Annotated in this window: 28 protein-coding genes; 17 read left to right on the forward strand and 11 right to left on the reverse strand. The window is 35.0% G+C overall.

Annotation, left to right across the window (positions count from 1 at the left end):
• Positions 1-220: 220 nt before the first annotated feature.
• On the forward strand, positions 221-2,626 hold the full coding sequence (gene lon, locus P0Y62_12240) for an endopeptidase La (GenBank protein ID WEK68619.1): 2,406 nt from the start codon (positions 221-223) through the stop codon (positions 2,624-2,626).
• A gap of 126 nt (positions 2,627-2,752) precedes the next feature.
• On the forward strand, positions 2,753-3,865 hold the full coding sequence (locus P0Y62_12245; protein WEK68620.1) for an AI-2E family transporter: 1,113 nt from the start codon (positions 2,753-2,755) through the stop codon (positions 3,863-3,865).
• Between the two features lie 68 nt (positions 3,866-3,933).
• On the opposite strand, the gene P0Y62_12250 is transcribed toward P0Y62_12245, so the two are convergent.
• The gene (locus P0Y62_12250; GenBank protein ID WEK68621.1) at positions 3,934-4,176 is read right to left on the reverse strand and encodes a hypothetical protein; all 243 of its coding nucleotides are present in this window, start codon (positions 4,174-4,176) and stop codon (positions 3,934-3,936) included.
• Between the two features lie 152 nt (positions 4,177-4,328).
• Between P0Y62_12250 and P0Y62_12255 the strand changes: the two genes are divergently transcribed.
• Complete coding sequence (locus tag P0Y62_12255; protein ID WEK68622.1) at positions 4,329-4,706, forward strand: DoxX family protein; 378 nt, start codon at positions 4,329-4,331, stop codon at positions 4,704-4,706.
• 96 nt (positions 4,707-4,802) lie between these two features.
• On the opposite strand, the gene P0Y62_12260 is transcribed toward P0Y62_12255, so the two are convergent.
• On the reverse strand, positions 4,803-6,161 hold the full coding sequence (locus tag P0Y62_12260; GenBank protein ID WEK68623.1) for an acyl-CoA dehydrogenase family protein: 1,359 nt from the start codon (positions 6,159-6,161) through the stop codon (positions 4,803-4,805).
• Between the two features lie 206 nt (positions 6,162-6,367).
• Here P0Y62_12260 and P0Y62_12265 point away from each other — a divergent pair, with 206 nt between their 5' ends.
• The 11 genes from P0Y62_12265 (at position 6,368) to P0Y62_12315 (ending at position 16,465) form a co-directional block, all read left to right on the forward strand.
• Positions 6,368-7,273, forward strand: coding sequence for a DUF4349 domain-containing protein (locus P0Y62_12265; protein WEK68624.1), 906 nt, complete (start codon positions 6,368-6,370; stop codon positions 7,271-7,273).
• A 158-nt stretch (positions 7,274-7,431) separates the two neighbouring features.
• Complete coding sequence (locus P0Y62_12270) at positions 7,432-8,301, forward strand: TraB/GumN family protein (GenBank protein ID WEK68625.1); 870 nt, start codon at positions 7,432-7,434, stop codon at positions 8,299-8,301.
• A 21-nt stretch (positions 8,302-8,322) separates the two neighbouring features.
• Positions 8,323-8,832, forward strand: a complete 510-nt coding sequence (locus tag P0Y62_12275; protein ID WEK68626.1) for an RNA polymerase sigma factor — start codon at positions 8,323-8,325, stop codon at positions 8,830-8,832.
• Complete coding sequence (locus P0Y62_12280) at positions 8,822-9,430, forward strand: hypothetical protein (protein WEK68627.1); 609 nt, start codon at positions 8,822-8,824, stop codon at positions 9,428-9,430. The genes P0Y62_12275 and P0Y62_12280 overlap by 11 nt, the downstream gene beginning before the upstream one ends.
• A 189-nt stretch (positions 9,431-9,619) precedes the next feature.
• Positions 9,620-11,260 (forward strand): glucose-6-phosphate isomerase, encoded by a 1,641-nt coding sequence (gene pgi / locus P0Y62_12285; GenBank protein WEK68628.1) that lies wholly within the window; start codon positions 9,620-9,622, stop codon positions 11,258-11,260.
• A 30-nt stretch (positions 11,261-11,290) separates the two neighbouring features.
• A complete protein-coding gene (locus P0Y62_12290; protein ID WEK68629.1) occupies positions 11,291-12,175 on the forward strand; it encodes a bifunctional 5,10-methylenetetrahydrofolate dehydrogenase/5,10-methenyltetrahydrofolate cyclohydrolase in 885 nt (294 codons plus the stop codon).
• Between the two features lie 7 nt (positions 12,176-12,182).
• Entirely contained in the window at positions 12,183-12,812 is a 630-nt protein-coding gene (locus P0Y62_12295; protein ID WEK68630.1) for a 7-carboxy-7-deazaguanine synthase QueE, read from the forward strand.
• Between the two features lie 36 nt (positions 12,813-12,848).
• Positions 12,849-14,210, forward strand: coding sequence for an exopolysaccharide biosynthesis polyprenyl glycosylphosphotransferase (locus P0Y62_12300; protein ID WEK68631.1), 1,362 nt, complete (start codon positions 12,849-12,851; stop codon positions 14,208-14,210).
• 92 nt (positions 14,211-14,302) lie between these two features.
• The gene (locus tag P0Y62_12305) at positions 14,303-15,055 is read left to right on the forward strand and encodes an ABC transporter permease (protein WEK68632.1); all 753 of its coding nucleotides are present in this window, start codon (positions 14,303-14,305) and stop codon (positions 15,053-15,055) included.
• Complete coding sequence (locus P0Y62_12310; protein ID WEK68633.1) at positions 15,055-15,870, forward strand: ATP-binding cassette domain-containing protein; 816 nt, start codon at positions 15,055-15,057, stop codon at positions 15,868-15,870. The genes P0Y62_12305 and P0Y62_12310 overlap by 1 nt, the downstream gene beginning before the upstream one ends.
• A complete protein-coding gene (locus tag P0Y62_12315) occupies positions 15,854-16,465 on the forward strand; it encodes an outer membrane beta-barrel protein (GenBank protein ID WEK68634.1) in 612 nt (203 codons plus the stop codon). Before P0Y62_12310 ends, P0Y62_12315 begins: the two co-directional genes overlap by 17 nt.
• A 39-nt stretch (positions 16,466-16,504) precedes the next feature.
• Here the strand turns inward: P0Y62_12315 and P0Y62_12320 are convergent, their stop codons facing one another.
• Both P0Y62_12320 and P0Y62_12325 read right to left on the reverse strand, forming a co-directional pair.
• On the reverse strand, positions 16,505-16,819 hold the full coding sequence (locus tag P0Y62_12320; protein ID WEK68635.1) for a hypothetical protein: 315 nt from the start codon (positions 16,817-16,819) through the stop codon (positions 16,505-16,507).
• Positions 16,820-16,917: 98 nt separating this feature from the next.
• Positions 16,918-17,724, reverse strand: a complete 807-nt coding sequence (locus P0Y62_12325; GenBank protein WEK68636.1) for a M48 family metallopeptidase — start codon at positions 17,722-17,724, stop codon at positions 16,918-16,920.
• A gap of 111 nt (positions 17,725-17,835) precedes the next feature.
• Here P0Y62_12325 and P0Y62_12330 point away from each other — a divergent pair, with 111 nt between their 5' ends.
• Positions 17,836-18,387, forward strand: coding sequence for a DUF4251 domain-containing protein (locus tag P0Y62_12330; GenBank protein ID WEK68637.1), 552 nt, complete (start codon positions 17,836-17,838; stop codon positions 18,385-18,387).
• Here P0Y62_12330 and meaB read toward each other — a convergent pair.
• Positions 18,384-19,370: a methylmalonyl Co-A mutase-associated GTPase MeaB gene (gene meaB, locus P0Y62_12335; GenBank protein ID WEK68638.1), complete on the reverse strand. Its 987-nt coding sequence runs from the start codon at positions 19,368-19,370 to the stop codon at positions 18,384-18,386. The two genes, P0Y62_12330 and meaB, sit on opposite strands and share 4 nt — an antisense overlap.
• 226 nt (positions 19,371-19,596) lie before the next feature.
• Between meaB and P0Y62_12340 the strand changes: the two genes are divergently transcribed.
• Together P0Y62_12340 and P0Y62_12345 are read left to right on the forward strand one after the other, a co-directional pair.
• Positions 19,597-19,890, forward strand: coding sequence for a cytochrome c (locus P0Y62_12340; protein ID WEK68639.1), 294 nt, complete (start codon positions 19,597-19,599; stop codon positions 19,888-19,890).
• Positions 19,891-19,916: 26 nt separating this feature from the next.
• On the forward strand, positions 19,917-20,207 hold the full coding sequence (locus P0Y62_12345; GenBank protein WEK68640.1) for a cytochrome C: 291 nt from the start codon (positions 19,917-19,919) through the stop codon (positions 20,205-20,207).
• 14 nt (positions 20,208-20,221) lie between these two features.
• Here the strand turns inward: P0Y62_12345 and P0Y62_12350 are convergent, their stop codons facing one another.
• From P0Y62_12350 to P0Y62_12375, 6 genes are all read right to left on the reverse strand, one after another.
• Complete coding sequence (locus tag P0Y62_12350) at positions 20,222-21,220, reverse strand: enolase C-terminal domain-like protein (GenBank protein ID WEK68641.1); 999 nt, start codon at positions 21,218-21,220, stop codon at positions 20,222-20,224.
• Between the two features lie 5 nt (positions 21,221-21,225).
• On the reverse strand, positions 21,226-21,870 hold the full coding sequence (locus P0Y62_12355; GenBank protein WEK68642.1) for a hypothetical protein: 645 nt from the start codon (positions 21,868-21,870) through the stop codon (positions 21,226-21,228).
• Between the two features lie 26 nt (positions 21,871-21,896).
• Positions 21,897-22,412, reverse strand: coding sequence for a hypothetical protein (locus P0Y62_12360; GenBank protein WEK68643.1), 516 nt, complete (start codon positions 22,410-22,412; stop codon positions 21,897-21,899).
• The gene (gene prfH, locus P0Y62_12365; GenBank protein ID WEK68644.1) at positions 22,399-23,097 is read right to left on the reverse strand and encodes a peptide chain release factor H; all 699 of its coding nucleotides are present in this window, start codon (positions 23,095-23,097) and stop codon (positions 22,399-22,401) included. Before prfH ends, P0Y62_12360 begins: the two co-directional genes overlap by 14 nt.
• A gap of 109 nt (positions 23,098-23,206) precedes the next feature.
• A complete protein-coding gene (locus tag P0Y62_12370; GenBank protein ID WEK68645.1) occupies positions 23,207-24,598 on the reverse strand; it encodes an RtcB family protein in 1,392 nt (463 codons plus the stop codon).
• 649 nt (positions 24,599-25,247) lie between these two features.
• Entirely contained in the window at positions 25,248-25,742 is a 495-nt protein-coding gene (locus P0Y62_12375; protein WEK68646.1) for a hypothetical protein, read from the reverse strand.
• Positions 25,743-25,762 lie beyond the last annotated feature (20 nt).

The raw sequence follows: 25,762 nt of genomic DNA on the forward strand, positions 1-25,762 counted from the left end.
CATTTTTAAGAAATTACAGAAATCTAAGTTCTTTTTTTAATTTTTAAAATGAAAATTTTATAAAAAAGGAAATTTTGACCGCATTTTTTCGTAAAAAACAAATGGCATAAGTATTGCGCATTCTAAAGCAACATCCTATATTATGTATTTTCAAAGCATAGTATAGAATATTCCTTTAACGATTTAACATGGAAATGACAATTTGTCATTCAACATAATTATGACAGAATTTGAAGATATGAGTTTAGAAGAAATGATCAGTGATGGGTTTGATATTGTGGCTGAAGAGATCAATCTTTCTGATCTTTCGGAAACAGAAAAAAATTCAGAACAGAAAATATTTCCGATACTTCCGGTAAGAAACATGGTGATGTTTCCTAATGTGGTAATTCCTATTACTGCAGGAAGAAAAACGTCTATACAGCTGCTTGAAGAAGCACAGAAAAATGGAGATTTTATCGGAATTGTTAGCCAGAAAAATTCAGAGCTTGAGTCTCCGACTGAAAAAGACCTTTATCATACCGGTACATTAGCAAAGATCATTAAAATCATTAAACTTCCTGAAGGCAATATCACAGCCATTACTAAAGGATTCCACAGGTTTAAGATCAAAAAGATGATTGAAGTTCAACCTTATTTTAAAGCTGAGATTTCAAAATTAAAAGACTCTAAGCCTAAAAATAAGGAAGAATATGAAGCGTTGCTTGAGAACGTTAAAGATTTAGCTTTAAAGATCATTGAACTAGATCCTAATATTCCGAATGCAGCCAATTTCGCTATAAAAAACATCAACAATAACGATGATTTATTAAATTTCATCTGCACTAATGCCAACTTTCCTTCTGTTGAAAAGCAAAAACTGCTTGAAGAGAAAAATCTGATGGAAAGAGCAAACAAATGCTATGAAATGATGCATGAAGATTTCAGAAAGCTAGAATTGAGAAATCAGATTCATCAGAAAACATCAAAAGATCTTGACAAACAACAGAGAGAATATTTTCTGAACCAACAGATCAGAACCATCCAGGAAGAACTTGGAGGCGGTCCGGAAAGTGACGTTGAAGATCTTATTGCCAAAGCAAGAAAGAAAACATGGAGCCCGGAAGTTGAAGAACATTTCCAAAAGGAAATCGGCAGATTACAACGCCAGAATCCGAATTCTCCTGACTATAATGTTCAGAGAAATTATCTGGATTTCTTCACAGATCTTCCGTGGGAAACTTATACAAAAGATGTTTTTGATATTGCCAAAGCTGAGAAAATTTTAGATAAAGCCCATTTTGGATTAGAGGATATTAAAAAGAGAATTCTGGAACACATGGCCGTTTTAAAACTGAAAAACAACATGAAATCCCCTATTCTTTTATTGGTTGGCCCTCCTGGAGTTGGTAAGACTTCGTTAGGAAAATCTATTGCAGATGCGCTGGGAAGAAAATATGTAAGACTTTCTTTGGGTGGACTTCATGACGAAAGTGAAATCCGTGGACACAGAAAGACCTATATTGGAGCTATGGCAGGAAGAATCCTTCAGTCTATCAAAAAATCAGGAACTTCCAATCCTGTAATTGTTCTGGATGAAATGGATAAAATAGGACAAGGTTTACATGGTGATCCAAGCTCTGCACTTCTAGAAGTTCTTGATCCTGAACAAAATAAATCTTTCTATGATAATTTCTTAGAAATGGGTTATGACCTGTCTAAAGTAATGTTCATCGCAACAGCAAATTCATTATCTACCATTCAGACTCCATTATTGGACAGAACTGAAATTATTCAGATTGCAGGATATACTTTAGAGGAAAAAATCGAGATTGCAAAAAGACATTTAATTAAAAAACAGCAGGACGAAAATGGTTTGGATTCAAAATCATTCAAACTTGGAAATGCTGAATTAAAACATATCATTGAAGCTCACACTTCCGAAAGCGGTGTAAGAAGTTTAGAAAAAAGAATTGCTTCTATTGCCCGATGGGTAGCTTTGCAGACGGCATTAGAGAAAAAATATGACAGTAAAATTTCTGTTGAAAAAGTAGACGAAATTCTGGGTGTCCCAAGACCTAAAAGCTTATCGGAAATCACAGGAGTTCCGGGAGTTGTAACGGGTCTTGCCTGGACGAGCGTTGGTGGAGACATTCTCTTTATTGAAAGTATTTTAAGCAATGGTAAAGGTGCTTTGACTATGACAGGAAATCTAGGAACTGTAATGAAAGAGTCTGCTACAATTGCCTTAGAATATATTAAAGCAAAACATGATGAATTAGGAATTTCTCAGGAGGATATTGAAAAACACAATATTCACGTTCACGTTCCGGAAGGAGCCACTCCAAAAGACGGACCTTCTGCAGGTATTGCGATGCTTACTTCAATGGTTTCATCATTTAAAAATAAAAAAGTAAAACCTCATCTTGCTATGACCGGTGAGATTACTTTAAGAGGAAAAGTACTTCCTGTAGGTGGAATTAAAGAAAAACTTCTTGCCGCTACAAGAGCAGGAATTAAAGATGTTATTCTTTGTGAGGCCAACAGAAAAGACGTTGAAGAAATTAAAAAAGACTATTTAAAGAACCTTAAGGTACATTATGTCAACCGAATGGAAGACGTAATTGATATTGCAATCGAAAAGTAATTGTAACATATTAACATTCTCAATAAAAAGAAAACACGTTTCAGAAATCTGGAACGTGTTTTGATTTACACAAACCGCTCATTATTCAAAGTGTTTTCTTAACTTTATGCAGCAGATTTTGAAATTATGAACTTTCTAAGACTTCCATTTCTTGTTAAATTTACCCTTGTAGTCATTTCTCTCATTGGGCTCGGTTACATTTTGGCGTTGGGACAAAGCATTTTAGCTCCGTTTTTTTTAGCATTTTTAATGGCCATGCTTTTTTTGCCATTTGCCACTTTTCTGGAAAGAAAGCTAAAGTTTCCAAGATCAGTATCCACAATGACATCAGTACTGATTATGCTTATTTTCTTAAGCGGAATGATCTATTTTTTCGGTTCCCAATTATCTACTTTCAGCAAAGACATTCCTCATCTTAAAGATCAGTTTCTTACTGTATTTAACAATCTGCAACATTGGGTTTCAAGAACTTTCAATATAAAGATCAATGATCAGCTTGATTATCTTGATCAGGGATTGAACAAACTTCTTTCTTCTTCAGGATTAATTTTAGGATTTACTTTCGGAGTATTTTCAACAGGGCTGGCTTTTATTTTATTCTTCCTGTTATTTTTCATTTTCATCCTGAATTACAGAAGAATTTTAAACAATTTCATTGTGACTGTTTTTAATGAAAAACACAAAGCAAGTGTAGAAGAAGTTGTAAGCCAGGTAAGAATCATGACCAAAAAATATATTATCGGGCTTTGTCTGCAGGTATTTATTGTCTCGGCTCTTACTTCAATTGTTCTTACGATTGTGGGAGTAAAATATGCAGTTCTCCTTGCTGTTCTTACTGGACTGCTGAATGTAATTCCTTATCTGGGAATCTGCATTTCATTGGTAGTTTCCTGCTTCATAGCTTTTGCAACAGGAACACCTTCCACCTGCATTTATGTTATCATTGGTTATATTGCGATTCATATTATTGATGGAAATATTATTCTGCCTTTTGTTGTAGGTTCAAAAGTAAAAATCAATGCTCTTTTTTCATTTTTAGGAATTATTATCGGAGAACATCTTTGGGGAATTGCAGGAATGTTTTTGTGTATTCCGGCCATTGCAATCATTAAAATCATCTTTGAAAGAGTTAATGGTCTGCAGCCTTGGGGAAAATTACTTGGCGAAGAAGAAAAGCCAGACAAAAAGAAAAAAAGCTACAAAATATCAAAGAATATCACGCTTAAGGAAATGGACTGATGATTAACAATGAATAATCTTTAAATTATATAAAAAATCGCCTTCAAATTGAAGACGATTTTTATTTTCTATAATGCACAAAGTGGCTGTAATCCATTTGGACATGTTTCTGTACAAAGAATGTATGTTCCGCTATCTGTACAGTATCCATAAGACGGACCTCCTGGTCCTCCAGGATCACCACCCAAGCAAGGATCTCCTGGCGGGATTTTACATGGACAACCTATTGGTCCAATATCACATTTTCCGGGACCACCGCCTCCAAGAACCTCTTTTAAATCTGACCGATTTAATTTTTTAAGATTTTTCATAAAAAATATTTGTTTAATTTGTTCAGACAAATATATAAAATAGGGCAATACAAACCATTAAATATTTCACCAACAAAAGAGTATTCATTCAACATACTTCATTTTTAGTCAACGGATTACATTTTTATTTAACTTTAATAAAAAATAAACTCATGAAAATTATAAAATTTATCCTAGCCCTTCTTTTCGGGTTAATGTTCATTAATGCCGGATTAGACAAATTCTTTCACTATAATCCAATGCCAAAGCTTACTGATGAGCAAATGAAAATCTATGCCGCTTTCGGAGAAATAGGCTGGCTGATGCCATTGGTTGGAGCTGTAGAAGTAATTGGAGGTTTATTATTTATTTTTCCTAAGACCAGAGCATTGGGTTCTATTATTATTTTACCCGTAATGGTGGGAATTTTATTACATAATGTTTGCAAGGATCAGTCTCAGATGGGAATTATCATAGCAGTAGTTCTATTCCTTATCAACATCTGGATGATTATTGACAATAAAGAAAAATATAAAGCTTTGGTAAGCTGAAAAAATGAATAACAATGGTCAATAGTGAATTTGTCTCGCAAGTCAGGTTAAAATTGACAAGCAAGGCGAATTGACTATTGACCATTGAATTTAATATTATATAAATGCGCTAAACCCTGTAATTGATCTTCCGACAATCAGGGAATTAATTTCTTTTGTTCCTTCATAGGAATAGATTGCTTCCGCATCGGCAACAAATCTTGCCACATCATACTCCAACAGAATTCCGTTACCGCCCATTACTTCTCGCGCTCTGGAAACAATGTCCCTTGTTCTTAATGTACAGAACACTTTAGCCAAAGAAGCGTGCTCATCTTTTAAAATTCCTTCATCCTGCATTTCGGAAAGTCTAAAGACCATGGTCTGCATTGCTGTAAGATTTGATAGCATTTCCACAAGATGCCCCTGGATCATCTGAAAGGAAGCGATCGGTTTTCCAAACTGTTCTCTTTTTCTGGTATAGGCTAAGGCACTTTCATAAGCTCCTCTTGCACAGCCTGTCGCCATCCAAGCAACTCCTGCTCTAGTCATTCTCAATACTTTTCCGGTATCTTTGAACGAATTGGCATTTTGCAAGCGGTTTTCTTCTGTAACCAAACAGTCTTTCAGCGTAATCAATCCGTTCTGAACAATCCTCAATGCCATTTTCCCTTTAATTTTCTCAACAGAATAGCCCGGATTATCTCTTTCAACAATAAAACCTTTTACCTCTCCATCATCTAAATCTCTTGCCCAAATGATAATAATATCTGCAAATGTTGCATTTCCGATCCATTTTTTCTGCCCATTGAGAATCCAGCCTTCGGGAGTTTTCTTGCACGTTACAGTCAATCCGCCCGCTGCACCGGAACCGACTTCAGGCTCTGTTAATCCAAATGCTCCGATTTTTTCGAACTTCTGCATTTGAGGAAGCCATTTCTGTTTTTGCTCTTCAGAACCACAGATATAAATGGATCCCATTGCCAAACCGGATTGTACTCCAAAGAAAGTCGCAATAGAAGCATCAATTCTTGCCATTTCCATTGCAATCACCCCTTCCATTAAAAAGGGCATTCCAGGACAGCCGTATCCTTCATAGGTGACTCCGCAAATATTCAGTTTTTGAAATTTTGGAATTAATTCATGTGGAAATTCGTCTCTAAGCCAATAATGATTCACCAAAGGTTTAACTTCTTTTTCCATAAAGTCTCTTACCTTAAGCTGAACTTCACGTTGTTCAGGACTTAGTGTATGATAGATATCGTAGAAATCTCCGTCTATAGGAGGAAGCTCTTTCTTTTTTTTATTCGGATCAAGCATTTTCATTAAACCCGTGAGCTGTTTATCGTCGAGTTTTGAGAAATTTTGCATCAGCTTAGGAAGATTCACTTTTTGAGAAATGGCGCTTAACTGCTCAAAGTCTATAGATCTGAATAACTCTATGGCGTTTCTGATTTTAGAAAAGGTATTTGACATAGTAATGATTGTGTGTTTGATTTGTAAAAGTTAAGCAAAAATTACTCCGAAAACAAACAACCATCATCAAACCTATTTTACAAAACACTGAATTTTAACATTTTAAAACCTCTTCTTTCTTTACAAAATATTTGCATTTCATTTTCAAACGTTACAAGCGATTCAGCTGGAACTTTGAGATAAGCAAAACATTAAAAATAAAAGCTATGAAAACTACTTACATCAGATTATCTATTGCTACAGCACTTTTATTAGGAATTTATTCATGTAAAAAACAGGAAACAATAGAAAACTACGGAGAAGCTTCCGGTATTAATGATTCAACTGCAGTTGCTACTTCAGACAGTATTTCTTCGGTAGCTACTATGAAGGTACAAGATAAACAGTTTATTAAAACCGCAGATGTAAACATGGAAGTAAAAGACGTCTATGATGCCACAATTTCAATTGAAAAATCTGTTCAGGAGCTGGGAGGATTCGTAACTCACAGTAATTTAAAAAGCAATGTAATTTCGGAAAGCACCTACAATATGTCTAACGAAGAAGCTATGCTGATCAAAAAATACCAGTCGGAGAACAGGATGCAGGTGAGAGTTCCTACTGCCAAACTGGGAGAGCTTTTAACTCTGATTAATGATAAAAAACTATTTCTGAATTCAAGATCCATCAATGCAGAAGATGTGACTTCCAACATAAAGTACGCTGAACTTGAAGGAAAGAGAATTAAAAAGACCAGTGAAAATATCTCACAATTGAAAACCAACAAGGATAAAGTAAAGCTGGATGATGAAAACATGTCTGAAAACAACCAGCAACAATATGCCAATATGGATGTAACTGACAATTTAAAATACAGCACCATTGACATTTACATTAAAGAGCCTAAAGTAAGGATTGCTGAAATAGCAATCACGAATACCCAAAGTATTGATGACAAATATAAATTCAGTTTCATCTATAGTGTTAAATCAGCTTTCGTGGAAGGATATTACTTAATTCAAAGAATTATTGTCGGGCTAATTGTGATCTGGCCCATATTACTAATCGGAATTGTAGCTCTATTTCTTTATAGAAAAAGAAGATCGACAAAAAAAACTCAACAGAATATTTAGAAAAGCTTTCCTAATCTTTTATGATTATCTCCATATTTTAATTTTACTGACCTTCGGATTTCCGGAGGTTTTTTATTTTTTTAAAAAAAACTGTAACGATTGCAGCCACACCTTTACCTACTCTTTAAAAGAACAAAAAATCAATAAAAAATAACAGTATGAAAAATTTAGTACAACTGGGAGTCGCTGCGTTAATGACCATTACATCTATTACGATTAATGCACAAAGTAAAGAGAGTGAAAACAGTATTCTTTGGGAAGTTACAGGAAACGGCCTTTCAAAACCTTCTTATATTGCCGGAACATTTCACATTATGTGCAGTAAAGATTTTGAGATGAAACCTAAAGTTTTAAAAGCCCTTGAAAAATCAGAAAGCTTTGTCATGGAAATTAATTATACAGATCCTAAAGAAATGACCGCTTTGCAGAAAATGTTCAAATCAGATAAAAAATTGTCTGACCAGTTAAACCCTGGTGAAGCCAATGAACTTGACAAAATACTTGCTAATTACGGGACCAACCTTAAAAACATGGATAATTCTTCTTCCCAGGCATTGTATGCACTTATTTCTATGAAAGCAGTTCCATGCCCGTCAACTGAAATAAAATCTTATGAGCTGGAATTAATGCAGGCTGCTCTTAAAAATAAAAAGAATATCAGCGGACTGGAAAAAGTGGAAGATCAGCTCACTTCAATCAATAAAGCTTATGAGCTGAAAGATGTAATCCAGCAACTAAAAATGGGGAAAGAATATGAAACTCTTCTCCAGGGAATGATCAGTGCATTCAAAAAAGAAGATTTGCAGACCGTAAATAATCTTTTTAAAAATGATAAATTTATGAACAGCAAACAGGAAAAAGCTATGCTTACCGACAGAAATAAAAATTGGGCAGAGAAAATGCCAGAAATGATGAAAAAAGAAAGCTCACTTTTTGCAGTGGGAGGTGCTCATCTTATGGGCGATAACGGAATCATTAAATTACTGAGAGCAAAAGGATACACCGTAAAGCCAATAAGCAGCTTATAATTTAACCATGAATACATTATTGTGAGCAATTCAACTGAAGCCACTTTTTTACGACTGATTAGTCAGCATAAAGGCATTTTGTATAAAGCCTCCCGTATTTATGCAGATTCCATAGAAGACCGGGAAGATCTTCAGCAGGAAATTATGATCCAGCTGTGGAAATCTTACCAGACGTTCAAAGGAAACAGCGAGTTTTCCACCTGGATGTACCGTGTAGCGATCAATACATCCATCACATTCTTAAAAAAAGAAAAACAAAGAGCTAACCATCATACAGATACACCGCATCATTTTGAATTTCAGAATGAAGAATACAATCCTTCTAAAGATAAACAGCTTGAAGTTTTTTATAAAGCCGTTCAGGAACTGAAACCTCTGGAAAAAGCAATTATTTTCTATTATATGGAAGGTCATTCTCACAAAGAAATCGGAAACAATATGGGACTTAGCGAAGGAAATGCCCGTGTAAAACTCAATAGAACAAAAGAAAAAATACAAAACATCATAAAAAAATCAGGTTATGAATTTTGATCAACTAAAATCAGAATGGGATAAAGAAAATACCAATATCAATATTCCCAGTACAATAGATCAGCTCAAAGAGAGCAAACATCCGATTGAAAAGATTCAAAAAAATATGAAAAAAGAATTTATTATGCAGGTCATTGCCATTATTTTAATTGCTTTTTTTCCTCAGCAATTTAAGTTCCCGGCTTCACAATATATCATTTATTATACATCATATGTGATGTTTGTCGTGATCTCTTCCTATTATCTTTTCGGATTTTATAAATTTTACAAGCAAGCCGAACTTTATACAGGAAATACAAAAAACAGCTTATGGAAAATTTACCATGAATTAAAACTCAATATGGAACGTTACCAGTCTTTCGGGTTCCTTCTCCTGCCGCATTTTTTAATTACTATCGGTTTAGGAATTTATAACAGGCTTCTGAAAAACGGAGAAACATTTTCCGACCTTACCAATGCTCATGTCTTTTCATTGATCTTGATTGTATTACTCTCCACTTTAGCCGTCGTCACCGGCATTATCTTATGGACTAAATATTTATATGGGCGCGATGCTAAAAAGCTGGAACACATTTTAAATGATATGGAGGAAGAATAATATTATTTCACCCTAAATTAGCTTCAAATTAAACATTTGAGGCTTTTTTATTAAAAAACTATTATTTATTTTCCCCAAACTTATTTGAGGTTTTATTTTTCCGTAAATTTGCAAATCAATAATTTTGCATGAGGATTTGGCACTCAATAATCCTGGATCCAAAGCATTAAAACTTTAATTTCTAAATATATGCTATCAAAAATAAATCCTTTACATACTGAAAGCTGGAAAAATCTGGATGAACATTTCGGAGACAATGACTTTGATTTAAGAACTCTTTTTCAGGAAAACCCTAATCGTTTTCAAGAATTTTCGTTGCAAAGAGATAATTTTCTTTTCGATTATTCAAAAAACCTGATCGATTCAAAAACAAAAGAACTTTTATTGAATCTTGCTGAAGAATCCCAGTTGAAAGATGCCATTTCTAAAATGTTTTCCGGCGATAAAATCAACGAAACAGAAGGAAGAGCCGTTCTTCATACTGCTTTGAGAGATTTTTCAGATAAGGAGATCTTGGTAGACGGAGAAAATATCAAACCTCAGATTAAAAGAGTGTTGGAGCATATGAAATCTTTTTCCGAAAGCATTATTTCAGGATCTCATAAAGGTTTCAGCGGAAAAGAAATTACCGATGTCGTGAATATCGGAATCGGAGGTTCAGATTTAGGACCTGTAATGGTAGTTTCTGCTTTAAAACATTTTAAAACAAGATTAAAAGTTCACTTTGTTTCTAATGTAGACGGAAATCATATCGCAGAAGTTGTAAAAAACTTAAATCCTGAAACCACTTTATTTATCATTGCTTCTAAAACATTTACGACTCAGGAGACAATGACGAATGCCAACTCAGCAAAAGACTGGTTCTTACAATCTGGAAAACAGGAAGATGTAGCCAAACATTTTGTAGCTTTATCTACTAACGTTCAATCGGTTAAAGACTTCGGAATTGCAGAAGAAAACATCTTTGAATTCTGGGATTGGGTTGGTGGAAGATACTCTCTTTGGAGTGCAATCGGATTAAGCATTGTTCTTTCTGTAGGTTATGAAAACTTCGAACAACTATTAAAAGGGGCTTTTGATACGGATCAGCATTTCCAGACCGCAGAATTCTCTGAAAATGTACCTGTTTTAATGGGACTTCTAGGAATCTGGTACCGAAATTTTTATGCGGCAACAACCTATGCTATACTTCCCTACTCTCAATATTTAGACAGATTTGCAGCTTATCTTCAACAGGGAGATATGGAAAGTAACGGAAAATGTGTAGACAGAAACGGTGAGTTTGTTGAATATGAAACAGGACCAATTATTTGGGGAGAACCGGGAACAAACGGACAACACGCTTTCTATCAGTTGATTCACCAGGGAACTGAATTGATTCCTGCTGATTTTATCGCTTATGCAAAAAGCCCGAACAAAGTTTCTGATCATCAGGATAAATTATTAGCTAACTTTTTCGCTCAGACTGAGGCACTTGCCTTCGGAAAAACCGAAGAAGAAGTGGAAGAAGAATTAAGAAATTCAGGAAAATCTGATGAAGAAATTGATTTCTTGGTAAACTACAAGGTCTTCCAAGGAAATACGCCAACTAACTCTATAATATTCAAAGAATTAACTCCTTTTTCTTTAGGTCAGTTAATTGCTTTATATGAGCATAAAATTTTCGTTCAGGGGGTGATCTGGAATATTTTCAGTTTCGACCAGTTTGGGGTGGAGCTTGGAAAGGTTTTAGCCAACAAAATTCTTCCGGAACTTGAAAATAATGAGAACATTAGCTCTCATGACAGCTCGACCAACGGGTTGATCAATTATTATAAAGGAAATAAGTAAAAGAAAGTAAATATCTAATAAAAGTAAAAAATGGCAGAAATTCTTGACGGATTAAAAGTATCCAAAGAAATAAAACAGGAAATCAAGGCTGAAGTTGAAAAAATTGTTGCCGGAAAAAGAAGAGCCCCACACTTGGTTGCTATTCTTGTGGGAAACAACGGAGCAAGTAAAGCTTACGTTAATGCTAAAGTGAAAGACTGTGAAGAAGTAGGTTTTCAATCTAGCTTAATTAAATTTCCAAGTACAGTTTCTGAATCTGAATTATTGGAAAAAATTGACGAGTTGAACAAATCTAAAGCAGTTGACGGATTTATCGTTCAGTTGCCTTTACCGGATCAGATTGATCAGGAAAAGATCATCAACGCCATTGATCCAAGAAAAGATGTAGATGGTTTCCACCCTGAAAACTTCGGGAAAATGGCATTGGAAATGGATACATTCTTGCCTGCAACTCCATTCGGAATTTTAACTTTACTGGAAAGATATAATATTGAAACAAAAGGTAAGGACTGTGTGATCATCGGAAGAAGTAAAATCGTTGGAAGACCAATGAGCATCCTGATGGGAAGAAAAGATTTCCCTGGAAACTCAACCGTTACACTTACACACTCTTACACTAAAGATATCGAAGAATATACTAAAAAAGCAGACATCGTAATTACAGCTTTAGGTGATCCTCATTTCTTAAAAGGAGATATGATCAAAGACGGTGCAGTAATTGTTGACGTAGGAATTACAAGAGTAGACGACGACTCTCCAAAAGGATATCATTTGGCAGGTGATGTAGATTTTGACAGCTGTGCTGCAAAAGCAAGCTGGATTACACCTGTTCCGGGAGGAGTTGGACCTATGACGAGAGCGATGTTGATGAAAAACACCATCATTGCTTATAAAACTTCGGTCTATAACGACTAATTTTAAAATGAATAAAGAAGAAGATATTTTATTAAAAGAAGGTAAAATGCTCCCTGTAATGGAGCATTTTTACACTCTTCAGGGAGAAGGAGCGCATACCGGAAAAGCAGCCTATTTCATCAGATTGGGAGGTTGTGATGTCGGGTGCCACTGGTGTGATGTAAAGGAAAGCTGGGATCCAACTTTACATCCATTAATGAATGCAGAAGAAATTGCAGAAACTGCAGCAAAACATTGCAAGACTATTGTTTTAACAGGTGGTGAACCATTAATGTGGAATCTTGATATTTTAACATCCAAATTAAAAGAATTAGGATGCACGATTCATATTGAAACTTCAGGAGCATATCCTATGAGCGGACATATCGACTGGATTACCCTTTCACCAAAGAAAACAGGACTTCCAAAAGAAGAAATCTACGCAAAAGCTCATGAGCTTAAAGTAATTGTTTTCAATAATAATGATTTTAAATTTGCTCAGGAACAGGCTGCAAAAGTATCGGAAAACTGCACCTTATATCTTCAGAGTGAATGGAGCAAGCGCGATGAAATGTATCCTAAAATTACAGACTTCATTCTGGAAAACCCTGAATGGAGAGCTTCAGTTCAGACCCATAAATACCTGAATATCCCGTAAAATTGACTATCTTAGGCCTTCAGTTATTCTGTAACCATGCAGAGAATAAGATACTCTAGATATTTAAAAACGATAATTATTTTGCTTGACCTTCTGGTTATTGCAAGTGTATTTATATTCTTTTTTGCCGAAAGAAATGCAGATCTGATGCAAGATAACGAAGTCTGGTCATTTCCATTGCTTCTACTTGTTTCTTTCTGGGTTTTACTAAGCGGAAGAACACAAATCTATAATATCCGGAGAAATATTACTTACACAACCTTCATAGAGCGTATTATTACCCATTTCATTTTATTCGTCGTTGGATTAGTACTCATAAGAAAGGTAAGTAATAATCAGTTTTTTGGTTCGGAACTCTCGTGGCTTTCCCTCTATCTTTTCTTTTTTATACTCCTGACAAGATCTGTTATTTACTTTGTTATTAAATATTTACGTTCTTTAGGGATTAACAACAGAAATATAATGTTTCTCAATGAAAACAGTTCTACTAAAGTTCTTAAAAATATTTTAAAAGAAAGAAAAGACTTCGGCTACAAAATTTTTGAATTTCAAAATGAAGCGATTAATATTGAAGAACTTCAGCTCTTCTGGAAAAAGAATGGTATTCACACTCTCTTTTTACCTTTAGAGACAACTTTTGATAAAAATACAGAGGACAAGATCTTTAAACTGGCAGAAACGAACAAGGTACACATTTCACTTATTCCCAATATATTACAGAACGACTGGTTTTTGTATGACTTGGGATATATCGAAAACCAGCCTGTTTTGCACCAGTCTTCTTATCCGCTGGACAATTATTTCAACTTTTCGTTAAAGAGAATATTTGATATCCTTTTTTCAGTTGTTATTTTGGTAGGAATATGCTCCTGGCTTTTCCCCATTATCGCCATTTTAATTAAGACAACTTCAAAAGGACCCGTGTTTTTTACACAGAGGAGATATGGATTTCACGAAGAGGTTTTCACCTGCTTAAAATTCCGGACAATGGTTGTCAATGATGATTCCGCAACAAAAGTTACTGCAGAAAATGATTCCCGGATTACAAGATTCGGAAAATTTCTAAGAAAAACAAGCCTTGATGAAATGCCACAGTTTTTAAATGTCCTGAAAGGTCAAATGTCTGTTGTGGGACCTCGCCCTCATATGTTGGCTGTGGATGATTATTATAAACCCAAAATCGGAAGATATAGTTTAAGAAGCATGGTCAATCCGGGGATTACAGGTTTAGCACAGGTAAACGGTTTAAGAGGAGATTCCGGAGACAGAGAAGTGGAAATGAAAAAAAGAGCTTTGGCAGACGCATATTACGTTAGAAACTGGAGCTTTGTTTTGGATTTGGTCATCATATTAAAAACGATAATATTGATAATAGCCGGGGATAAAAATGCAAAATAAGGTAGATTTAGATTTAATTTTAACATTAATCTAAGGCTAATCCTGAGCTATAATCTTCATCTAATTAAATAAAAAAAGTCTAATTTAGCAGAATGTTAAAAAAGTTTTTTACAGCAGTAGGAGAATACATTATCCTTCTAGGTAAATCTATCCAGAAACCTCAGAAAATGAAGGTTTTTTGGAAGCTGTTTATGAGAGAGATCAATGATTTGGGAGTCAACTCATTCGGGTTGGTTATCTTTACCTCTATATTCGTCGGAGCGGTAGTTGCTATTCAGATGTTCAACAACTTTGATGCTTCTTCGTTCCCAATTCCCCCTTCATTTGTAGGATATGCAACGAAAGCCGTTTTGGTTCTTGAATTTTCACCTACTATTATCAGTCTTATTCTGGCAGGAAAAGTAGGCTCATATATTGCTTCAAGTATAGGAACAATGAGAGTTTCCGAGCAGATAGATGCTTTGGATATTATGGGAGTAAATTCTCCGAATTTTCTTATTTTCCCTAAAATAATCGCTTGCGTTATTTTCAATCCATTACTAATTGCCATCAGTATTGTTTTTGGTATTGGAGGCGGATATATTGCCGGAATTCTTACCGGAAACTGGACCACCAATGATTATATTGTAGGTATTCAGATGTATATGCCTAATCTTTTCGTGTATTATGCATTTGTAAAGACAATTGTTTTTGCATTCATCATTGCAACAGTGCCTTCTTATTTCGGATATAATGTAAAAGGAGGTTCACTGGAAGTAGGTAGAGCAAGTACACAGGCTGTAGTTTGGACCATGGTATTCATTATCCTTTCCGAATTATTATTAACCCAATTAATATTAAGCTGATGATTGAGGTAAAAAATTTAAAGAAAAGTTTTGATGATGTTGAAGTACTTAAAGGAATTTCGACCTCTTTTGATAAAGGAAAAGTAAACTTAATTATTGGGCAGAGTGGATCAGGAAAAACAGTTTTCCTTAAAAGCTTATTAAATGTATATCAACCCACTTCCGGAGAAATTCTTTTCGACGGAAGAGATATCAATGTCATGACCCGTGAAGAGAAACAGCAACTCCGCTCCGAAATCGGAACCGTATTTCAGGGAAGTGCATTGTTTGACTCTTTAACCGTGGAAGAAAATATTATGTTTCCGCTGGATATGTTTACGAATTTAACATTCCGTGAAAAAAAGAAAAGAGTTTTTGAAGTAATAGGAAGAGTACATCTTGATAAAGCCAATAAAAAATTTCCATCCGAAATTTCCGGGGGAATGCAAAAAAGGGTGGCTATTGCAAGAGCCATTGTAAACAATCCTAAATATCTTTTCTGTGATGAGCCCAACTCCGGACTGGATCCGTACACATCTAATGTAATCGATGATCTTCTGCTGGAAATCACAAAAGAATATAACACGACGACCATTATCAATACGCACGATATGAACTCGGTGATGACAATTGGCGAGAAAATTGTATATCTGAGATTAGGAATAAAAGAATGGGAAGGAAATAAGGACATCCTGATTACTGCAGGCAATAAAAATCTGATTGATTTCGTTTATTCATCAGAGCTGTTTAAGGAATTAAGAGAATACTTATTAGAGAATAATAAAACTATTGATAATACAATCACAAAAATAGACGATAATGAAACGAATATTTAGTATCGCATTAATAGGGTTTTCTATGCTTGCTTCGGCACAGATCTCTCTCGCGGGTAAAGCTAACTTAATTTTTCCGACAGGATCTCCTTCTTGGAAAAATATTAAAGGAACGGTAAATGAAGCTATAGATGGTGAAGGAAAAAATAATGTAGGTTTCAACGTAGGTCTTTCATTGAAAGCAAGCCTTCCTGCTTCATTTTTCTTAATGCCTGAATTATACTATACGAATTTTAAAAACGAGTTTACGACAGCCAATACTACTTTTGATATCAAAAGCAGCCGTATAGACCTTCCTGTTCTTGTAGGACACAAAGTGTTGGGTGATATGTTGGGAGTTTTCGTAGGACCTGTTGCAAGTTATAACTTAAGCAAAGAAGATACTTTCAATGATTTTAAAGAAAATGCAAGGGATAATTTCACGGTAGGTTACCAATTCGGAGCTCAACTGGAAATTAAAAAACTGATTTTAAATGCTAAATATGAAGGAGCTTTCAGCAAAGACGAAAGAAAATTCATCAGCAATGTATCGGGAGAAGAAATAAGATATGACAACCGCCCTAACCTATTTATGGTAGGGGTTGGATATAAATTCTAATTCATCGAAAATAACAACTATAAAGAAATCCTCAGGTCATCAGATCTGAGGATTTTGATTTTGAGAACGGATTTCAGCTTCTCTTTTGGCAAGTTCGGCCGCCTGTTTTTCCAACTCTTCTTTATCTTTTTGCAATTGCTTAAATTCTTTCCTTTTTTGTTCTGCTTTTACAGCACTTCCTTTACTTAAATAACCTAATATTCCTCCAATAATTAATCCAATTCCAATACCTCCCAAAATTCCCATGATGTGAGACATTTGTAAATCATTTACAGTAAAATTAGGTGATGTTAAATAAAATAAAAGTACGGATAATGCTAACAGTATAATTCCGGTAATAGATAGGCTTTTCATAGTATTTGTGATATTATAAATGGTTAAACAACTAAAAAAGTCTTACCAAATTTAATAAAATTCAATAAGACTTTATCAAGATTAAAATTCCATATTAGTTATATTTTTCCACCTGCAGCTTTGTAATACTCTAAAGCTTTTGGTAAGTCCTTATTGATATCCGAAATTCTCGTCTCAGGATTCGGGTGAGTAGAAAGGAATTCAGGTTGTCTAGCTCCTGTAGAAGCCGCCTCCATTCTATTCCAGAAAGGAATCGCCTCTCTTGGGTCATAACCCGCCATTCCCATCAAATACAATCCCATTTTATCTGCTTCAGATTCCTGGTTTCTACCATATTTCAATAAAGCAACTTGCGAACCAATAGGATAAGCTTTTTCAAAAATACTTGCCCATTGAGCATTTGAAATCGTTCCTCCCAAAATTTGTCCACCGTATTGCGCTACCATTGCCTGAGAAATTCTCTCATTTCCATGACCGGCCAATGCGTGCGAAACTTCGTGTCCCATTACTACAGCAAGACCATTATCGTTTTTGGTAATGGGTAAAATTCCTGTATACACCGCTACTTTTCCTCCAGGCATACACCAGGCATTAAGTTCACTGCTCTGTAAAAGATTAAACTCCCAGTTATAGTTTGCTAAATCTGCGCTTCTCCCAATACTGGCATAATATCTTTCTGCAGCCGATTTAATTCTTGTTCCTACATTCACCACTCTTTTCGCATCGGCAGTTCCTGTAATTACTTTAGATTTGCCCAATGTCGTCTTATATTCCTGTGCAGACATAGTCATAATTTCAGAATTATCTGCTATCTGCAATGAAGATCGTCCCGTAATTGGGTTTGTAGTACAGGCTACAGCCAACATAGCAACGGCTCCTATTCCTAATAATTGTTTAATTTTCATAGTTTCGAGTGTTAAATAATTCAACCTTTACAATTTCTATTCCAAAAAGTTTTTAGAAGGAATATATTTGCATACATTTTGCTATTTAAATTTAATAATTATTTTGTTATCATGAAAAAGTATATTTCATTTCTTTATATTTTAGGGTTCTTGTTTATCTTCCAAAGCTGCTCTTCTCAGACAGGAATGGATTCTCAAACCGTAACAGCACTTGTTAATTCTCAAGATTTTTCATTTCATGCTGAGCGAGCAAACCCTACCAATTATGATGTCATCAATGTAATGAACTCAATGCCCAATTCTACTTCAACAAGAATACTGGATCTTACAGGGGGATATTACTCTCTTGATCTAAAAGGAGATAAATTAGAAGCGGTTTTGCCTTATTTCGGAAGATCCTTTAATCCATCTTATGGAAATAATGATAAAAATGGTTACAGATTTACCTCAAAAGATTTTACAGTAAACAAATCTCAGAATAAAAAAGGCACCTGGATTATTAGAATTAAACCGAAAGATGTAAGCAATGTAGATGAAATCGTCATGGAAGTGTATAAGAGTGGAAAAGCCTTCACCTCAATCAGAGGGAATGACAGACAACCGATTTCCTATGACGGATATATTTCGAAAAATGAAGAACCTAAAGGAAAAGAAAAGCCTTAATCCTTTTTATTAAGAAATTTCTCAACAAATAATTTTGCTTCAGTACTTGGATTGGAAACCATTGCTGAAGCATTTTTTTTATGCTCAAAATAAGCCTCTTCTACAGAATTCTCTTTCTTCATCATTGCTAAAATATATTCCTGAACCCAATATTCAAACCGCTTTTCAGCCTGAAGAATTCTTACCTCTTCAAATCTGTGAGATTTCTTTTTAAGATCAATAAATTCATTAATCTTTTCAAAAACTTCTCCCAATCCTTCATTATTGAGTGCAGATCCTAAAAGAACCGGAACTTTCCAGTTTTTTTCTTTTGGAGGAATAAAATCTAACGCTCTTTTTAATTCCAATTTGGTATTTTTTGCTTTCTGAAGATTGTCCTGATCCACTTTATTGATGAAAACCACATCCACCATTTCCATAATTCCTCTCTTGATCCCCTGAAGCTCGTCTCCTCCTCCTATTATTTTCAGGAATAAAAAAACATCGGTAATATCTGCAACCAACACTTCAGATTGCCCAACTCCCACCGTTTCTATCAAAATATAATCATAACCTGCAGCTTCGCAAATCATCATCGTTTCAAAGGTTGTATTGGCAACCCCTCCCAAAAATCCGGAACTCGGAGAAGGGCGAATGAAAGCGTTTTCTTCTTTTGCCAGTTCTTCCATTCGGGTTTTATCCCCTAAAATACTTCCTTTATTGATTGCTGAGCTCGGATCGATAGCGAGAACGGCTACTTTTTTACCATTTGAAATCGCTAATCTTCCAAAATTTTCTATAAAAGTTGATTTTCCGGCACCGGGAACCCCTGTAATTCCTATCCGGGTAGAATTTCCGGTAAAAGGCATGATCTTTTTCAACAATTCTTCTGCCTGAAGCCTGTGTTCAGATTTTTTGCTTTCAACCAAGGTAATAGCTTTTGCAATCAGGCGTTTATTTCCCAATCGTATTCCTTCAACCAGCTCTTCTGTAGAAAATTTCATCGATTCAAAAATAAGGATTAAACAGTGATGGATCAATAGTTAATTTTCTTCACCTTTTAAATTTGATAACGCCTGCATCCAATTCGACAGACAAAGCAATTACAGAAGAATATTGACCAAGTCATTATTCCAGCAGATCGTAATTTTTACTTCTTCTAAATTAACAAGCACTTCATTAATCAAAAGTGAAATTAATTACATTTGTTAGTATTCAAAGATAATAAATATGAAAAACATCATTGCTATAGCTTCATTTGCTGCTATTTTATTAGTTTCCTGTACCTCAAAAGCACCTGTAGCTACTGCAGCTCCGGCGGTTTCCACCTCTACTCCGGAACAGATCGCGCAAGGCAAAACCATCTTCGAAAATTCTTGCGGAAGATGTCACAAATTACCGGATCCAGCCTCTCATAATTCTATACAATGGGTTGGAATTATGAATTCGATGGCTCCGAAAGCGAGACTTACGGATGAACAGCATCAGTGGGTTTACGATTATATCGTATCTGTGAAAAAATAATAATTCACATCAAACAAGATATTATTATGAAAAAATTGATTTTAGGTATGATTCTTTGCTCTGCAACGATGGTAATATCGTGCGGACCGAAAAGTGTAGCTGTAACGGGACCCAAATACACTTCATCTGAACAATTGGCTCAGGGAAAAACCATCTTCGAAAACTCGTGCAACAGGTGTCACAAATTACCAGACCCTGCAAAACATGACGATCAGGGATGGATAAAAACCTTAAGCAGAATGGCTCCGAAAGCTAAGCTAAGTGACAATCAGCATCAAATGGTTTATGATTATCTAATATCTGTAAATAAAAAATAGGCTTCTTTTGAAGTCTATTTTTGTTTTAGATTTATTCCTAAACCTGGTTTCGCGGATAAAATTATTTTTCCGTTTTCAACAAAGCTTCCAGCTGCATAGTCATTGGAAACAAGATTGGCTCCATCCAGATCAACATAATCCACCAGTCCCGTCAGGACACAACCTGCAGAAATTCCGACTGTGGATTCTGTCATACAGCCGATCATGATTTTATAATGTAATGCACGGGCTTTTCTGATCATTTCCAAAGCAGGAGTTAAACCTCCACATTTCATTAATTTGATATTGACGCTTTTATAATATGGAATTAATTCTTCAAGAGCATCTATGTTTTGGCAGTCTTCATCCGCCATCCAGTTTGCAAAACCTTGTTTCTTTAAAATTTTGTATTGATCAATAGGTTTGGGCTGTTCCAGATAAGAGAATTTTTTAACCTCAGCATTTTCCTGAAGCCAGATACAGTCTTCATCGGTAAAGCTTGCGTTGGCATCTAAAGCAATATTTTGAGGTAATTGTAAAAGCTTTTCGACATGATCTTTATTTAACCCTTTACATTTTACTTTGAATTTATTCCACTTACTCCTGTTTATTTTTTCAATTTGGTGCTCGATTTCTCCAACAGAAATAGTGATAGAACTTTCCACTAAATTTTCAGACGGAAGATTATTTAATTCAATGAAACTTTTATTTTCCAATTTTCCGAAAAGATCCCAATAGGCACAATCCAGCGCAGACAATAAAAATGGATGGATGTTTAAATTCAATAAAAATTTAAAAAAGTTTTTTGGATGAATAATCTTCTGAGTCTCTATCTGAGGTTGAATTTCTTTTAATTTTAAAACAAAATGTTGAAGATTGATTTGATAATAATCGATTGCAACACATTCGCCGTACCCTTTACAGTTTTGGTAAATAAGCTCTATCAATAAAGCTTCTCTTTTATTGTAATTCCCATAAGCAATAGAGAATGTTTCTTTTAGCTGAAGTTGTTTTATATTGAATTTTATTTGCATTTTCTCTAGCTTATCCAGGTGTCAAAAGATCTTATAAATTTCCATTTTCCATTTATTTTCTTATAAACTGAAGTTTTTCCTGCTCCATATAAAGCTCCGCAGCTCATCGAATATTTAACGATACAAATATTTTTATCTTTGTTAAAAAATGGTACCGAAAAGGTTTTAATACATTTATCCTTATATTTCTTATTAAACGCTGTCCAGAAATTACCTGACCGTTCCGAATTCTTTCTGATTTTTTCAAGATCTTCGTCCATAATATATTCAAGCTTCGATTTCATTTTGTTCCTATCAAGTTTGAAATTTGATAATAACATTACCGAATTTCGATAATATGCAGAATCTTTTACAGCAAAAACAGAATCATAATCGAGATTTATCCCAAATGCTGGTATCGGAGGTTCATCAGAATTATTGTTAATTTGATTTAAAAAAACATCCTGCAATTTAATATTGTAAACATAATCATGTCCGAAATGATAATCCAAAAGGTCGATACTATCTTGCTTTAGGTCATCTGTAATTAACTGATTTAAAACTTCATATTTCAAATCCAGTGTTTCATCTTTTAGACTGACTTTTATGTTGGATTCGTTCTTTTTACACGAAATAATTAGGAATAAGAAAAGGAATATATGCTGTTTCATCTATTAAATTTACAAAAAAAGGAGACTTATTTCGTCTCCTTCTTCTTTTTAATTTTGCTTTTCTTGGACATCTTTGATTTTATAAATTTCTTACGATCCTTTACAATATTCAAGCTATATTCGGAAAAACAATATTTTTCAGCTTCATCCAAAAATTTCAAAGCATTGGCAAAGCTTCCTCTTTTCTCCGAGAGTAAAGATCTATACATCCATAATGTTGACTTATCAATCCCTTTGATTTTTAATGAATAGGCAATCAGCTTTTCGGCTTCCTGAAAATCTTCATTGTCTAAAAGACATTTAATATAGTATTGAGGAACATTTAAGTTCGTGATATCACATTGCATTGCTTCTTCAAAATAAAGCTTTGCTTTTTCATAATCACACAACATTTCACTGTAAATTCGTCCCATTAAACATAAACTATCGGCATCTTCCGGATCATAGGACAGTGCATAATTCAAAGCTTCCAGACAATCTGGAAGACTGTACGGATAATTGTCCAAGGCATCAAAGTAATATTTATTTTTAGTTAAGGTCATTTCTGTAGTTTTTTAATTCGTTTTTCAGTTGATTTCTCTGTTTTTTGAAAGTTTTTTCCTGATAATTCTTTTTAAAGTCCGTTCCGGAAAACGTACGGGTTGGGTTTCCTCTCTGAATGTTCAGATGATTATTCCACGTTTCCTGCATTCTTTTCTGAAGCTGAATAATATTCTGTTCCAAGACCTTTTCCTTTAATCTCGCAATCGAAAGTTTTTTATTTTCCAATTGAGAGCGTGAATCCTGCACGAAAACACTTTGCCCTGTCGGAATATGCGTCGCACGAACGGCTGTATTCACTTTATTCACGTTTTGTCCGCCACTTCCCTGACTTCTCGTTGTCTGAAACTGAATATCTTTTTCATGAAAATGGATTTCTTCCAACCCTTCCAATTCAAAAATTCCGATATACCAGTTGCTTCTTTTATGCAGTTTCCGGAAGGTGCTTTTCCCTGTCCAGCAAATGCTACCTAACCATATTTTTAAAAAATCATTTAAATCTTTTGCTTTTAAAAGTATGGTCGCTGATTTCAAGGTCAGGTTTTCATCACCATTTTCCCGGTGAATGATTTCGTAATCTATATTATTTTTTTTTGCTTCCTCAAGGAACACCTTCAGAATCTTTGCAACTACCCATTGGCATTCTAAAGGCCCTCTTCCTGAGGTTATCTGTATTAATTTTTCCATTGTTTTTAATTTGTTTTGTCATTCTGACGAAGGAAGAATCTCTTTTTCATCTTTGAGATTCTTCACTTCGCTTTGCTACGTTCAGAATGACAGTGCAGCACTTCTACTTTTATCGATCCATTCTCACAATTCTCGGCTGGAAGGTTCCCAGGATATCTACCAATTCACTTTGTGCATTCATTACCTCATTGATATCTTTATACGCCATCGGCGCTTCTTCTGTATTACCTCCGATTAAAGTGACATTTTTAAGCTTCAGTTCTTTCTTGATGTCATTTTGGGTGAAAAGACTTCTGCATTCTCCTCTGGAATGCGCTCTTCCTGCACCATGAGACGCGGAATTCAATGAGTCAGGATTTCCTTTCCCTCGAACGATAAAACCTTTTGCCGTCATGGAACCGGGAATCATTCCCAATTCATTTTCGCTGGCCGGAGTTGCTCCTTTTCTGTGAACAATCACTTCTTTTCCGTTATGAATTTCTTTCCATGCGAAATTGTGATGGTTTTCAATTCTGGCTTTTACTCTGCCTCCGACTGCCTTAACCAATCTTCTGTGAATATCATCATGACAGGCAGATGCATAATCCCCTGCTAAATTCATCGCTGTCCAATATTCCAATCCTAGATGCGTATTGAGATCCAGCCAGGCAAATTGCTGTGCTTCTTTTGGCAACGGACATTGCTCTACAGCCACTCTTGAATAATACTGAGCGATTTCAGCTCCCAACCCACGAGATCCGCTGTGCGAAAGAATTCCGAGATATTTCCCTTTTGGAAGTCCGATTTGTTCGTCTTCTCCCGTGATTTCCACTTCTCCGAATTCCACAAAGTGATTTCCACCTCCAGAGCTTCCCATTTGCTTGATCGCCTTTCCTTTTAATCTTTTTAAAATCGGAATCATATCAAAAGTATCTCTGTCGAAGATTTCATGATCAATATGAGATTTATGCGTTTCATACATTCCGAATTTTGTATGTTCTGCAAGAGTTTTTTCATACTTATCTCTCGCCCCGTCAAGATATGAAACAGGAGTATCCAAAATGCTGAGGCTCATTCTGCAGCCAATATCCATTCCGACTCCGTAAGGAATCACTGCATTTTCCACGGCAAGAACTCCACCGATTGGAAGTCCGTAACCGCTGTGCGCATCGGGCATCAAAGCTCCCTGTGCTGAAATTGGAAGTTTCAAAGCAGTATACAACTGATTTTTTGCTTCATCTGAAATATTGTTTCCGAAAATCTGAAAAGAAGCTCTGTTTGTATTGAGCATTCTTTTTTCTGTTTTCTTAGATGACAGCAAAGCTTCTGCAATTTGTCCGAAGGTCAAATCTTTTTCGAATTGTTCCGGATTTTGCAGAATTTCCTTTAAAAGAGATTTTACGTGATGAATATTTTTTGTCGCAAAATTTCTTTTCATGACTTCCAAAGCGATGTTAACACTCTGATTATTTGGATAGCCTATTTTTAATATATCTTTTCCTTTAAGTTTTAAATTTCCCATTGTTTTTATTTTAAATTGAGTATGAAATACCTGGTTTTCACTCTACATTTCACACAAATCCTTTATCAACTAAATATTTAGTCGATTTATATTTGTCATTCTGACGAAGGAAGAATCTTTTGTAATTCATTGAGATTTTTCAATTCGCTTCGCTACTTCAGAACGACAGAATCCATTTCTTTAGCCCAGATTGCAGCGACATCCTTTTTTGTTGCGGCCGAAGCGAAGCAAGGCCGTAACGAAAAAGATATAGCGGAAAACTGGAAATTGCTCCTTAAAAAATAATAAGACAACAATTCGACTTAGTCAAAAAGGTTTCTAAATTCTATAAAAAGATTTCGGGGAAACTGATTTAAGTTTGAAATATTGCGCAATAAAAAACCCGAAATCTTACGACTTCGGGTTTTGATATTTCAATATACTGTTATTCTATGAGTGTACCAAACCACGAAGCCTCGCCTTTGCAAAAGGCAATCCTACTGTTGAAAGCTGACTGAATTTGAACATTGCTTCGTTGTTTTTAAATGGTTAAACTTGATTTTCAGACGCAAAGATATATTATTTTTTGAATAATCCGTTTTTTATTTGCAATTTTTTGTGAAATTCATACATAAGTCTGAATAGAACACTATCCAGACTTACGTATTTTTTAATCTTTTGATCCCAGATCGTCCATTGGGTCATCCATTCCTTTGATAATGTTGGAATGATAGACTCTTTCCGATCCGAGAAAATAAATATTGTGTTTTGCTTTGGCAATAATCCCGTTATATTCTTCCTCACTCATACCATCCGGAATATCTTTTTCATCTTCCGATTGCTTCCGATACACCTGCAAAGCTCCATTTCTATTTAAAATAGATTTTGCAGCAGTTGCCTGCTCAAGATCATCGGTGTAAACAACTACATTATTTTTTCCGATGCTATGTTTACGGTATGCCTCAAGCATTTCTGCATCATGAGCAAAAACATAGTCGAAGAAGCCTTTCGTTTGTTCATCTTCCTGATAATGATCAAGTCCTACTTCTACGTTTGATTTTGAAACAATAATGTTGGCCTCATCGAAGCCGTTTTCTTTTAAATCTTTCTTAATTTTCTCTGTATCTACCGTTACAGGAAATACTGAAACTACTGTATAAGCCATAATATTTTGTTTTGTGGTTA

Source organism: Candidatus Chryseobacterium colombiense, from assembly GCA_029203185.1.
GTDB lineage: Bacteria > Bacteroidota > Bacteroidia > Flavobacteriales > Weeksellaceae > Chryseobacterium > Chryseobacterium colombiense.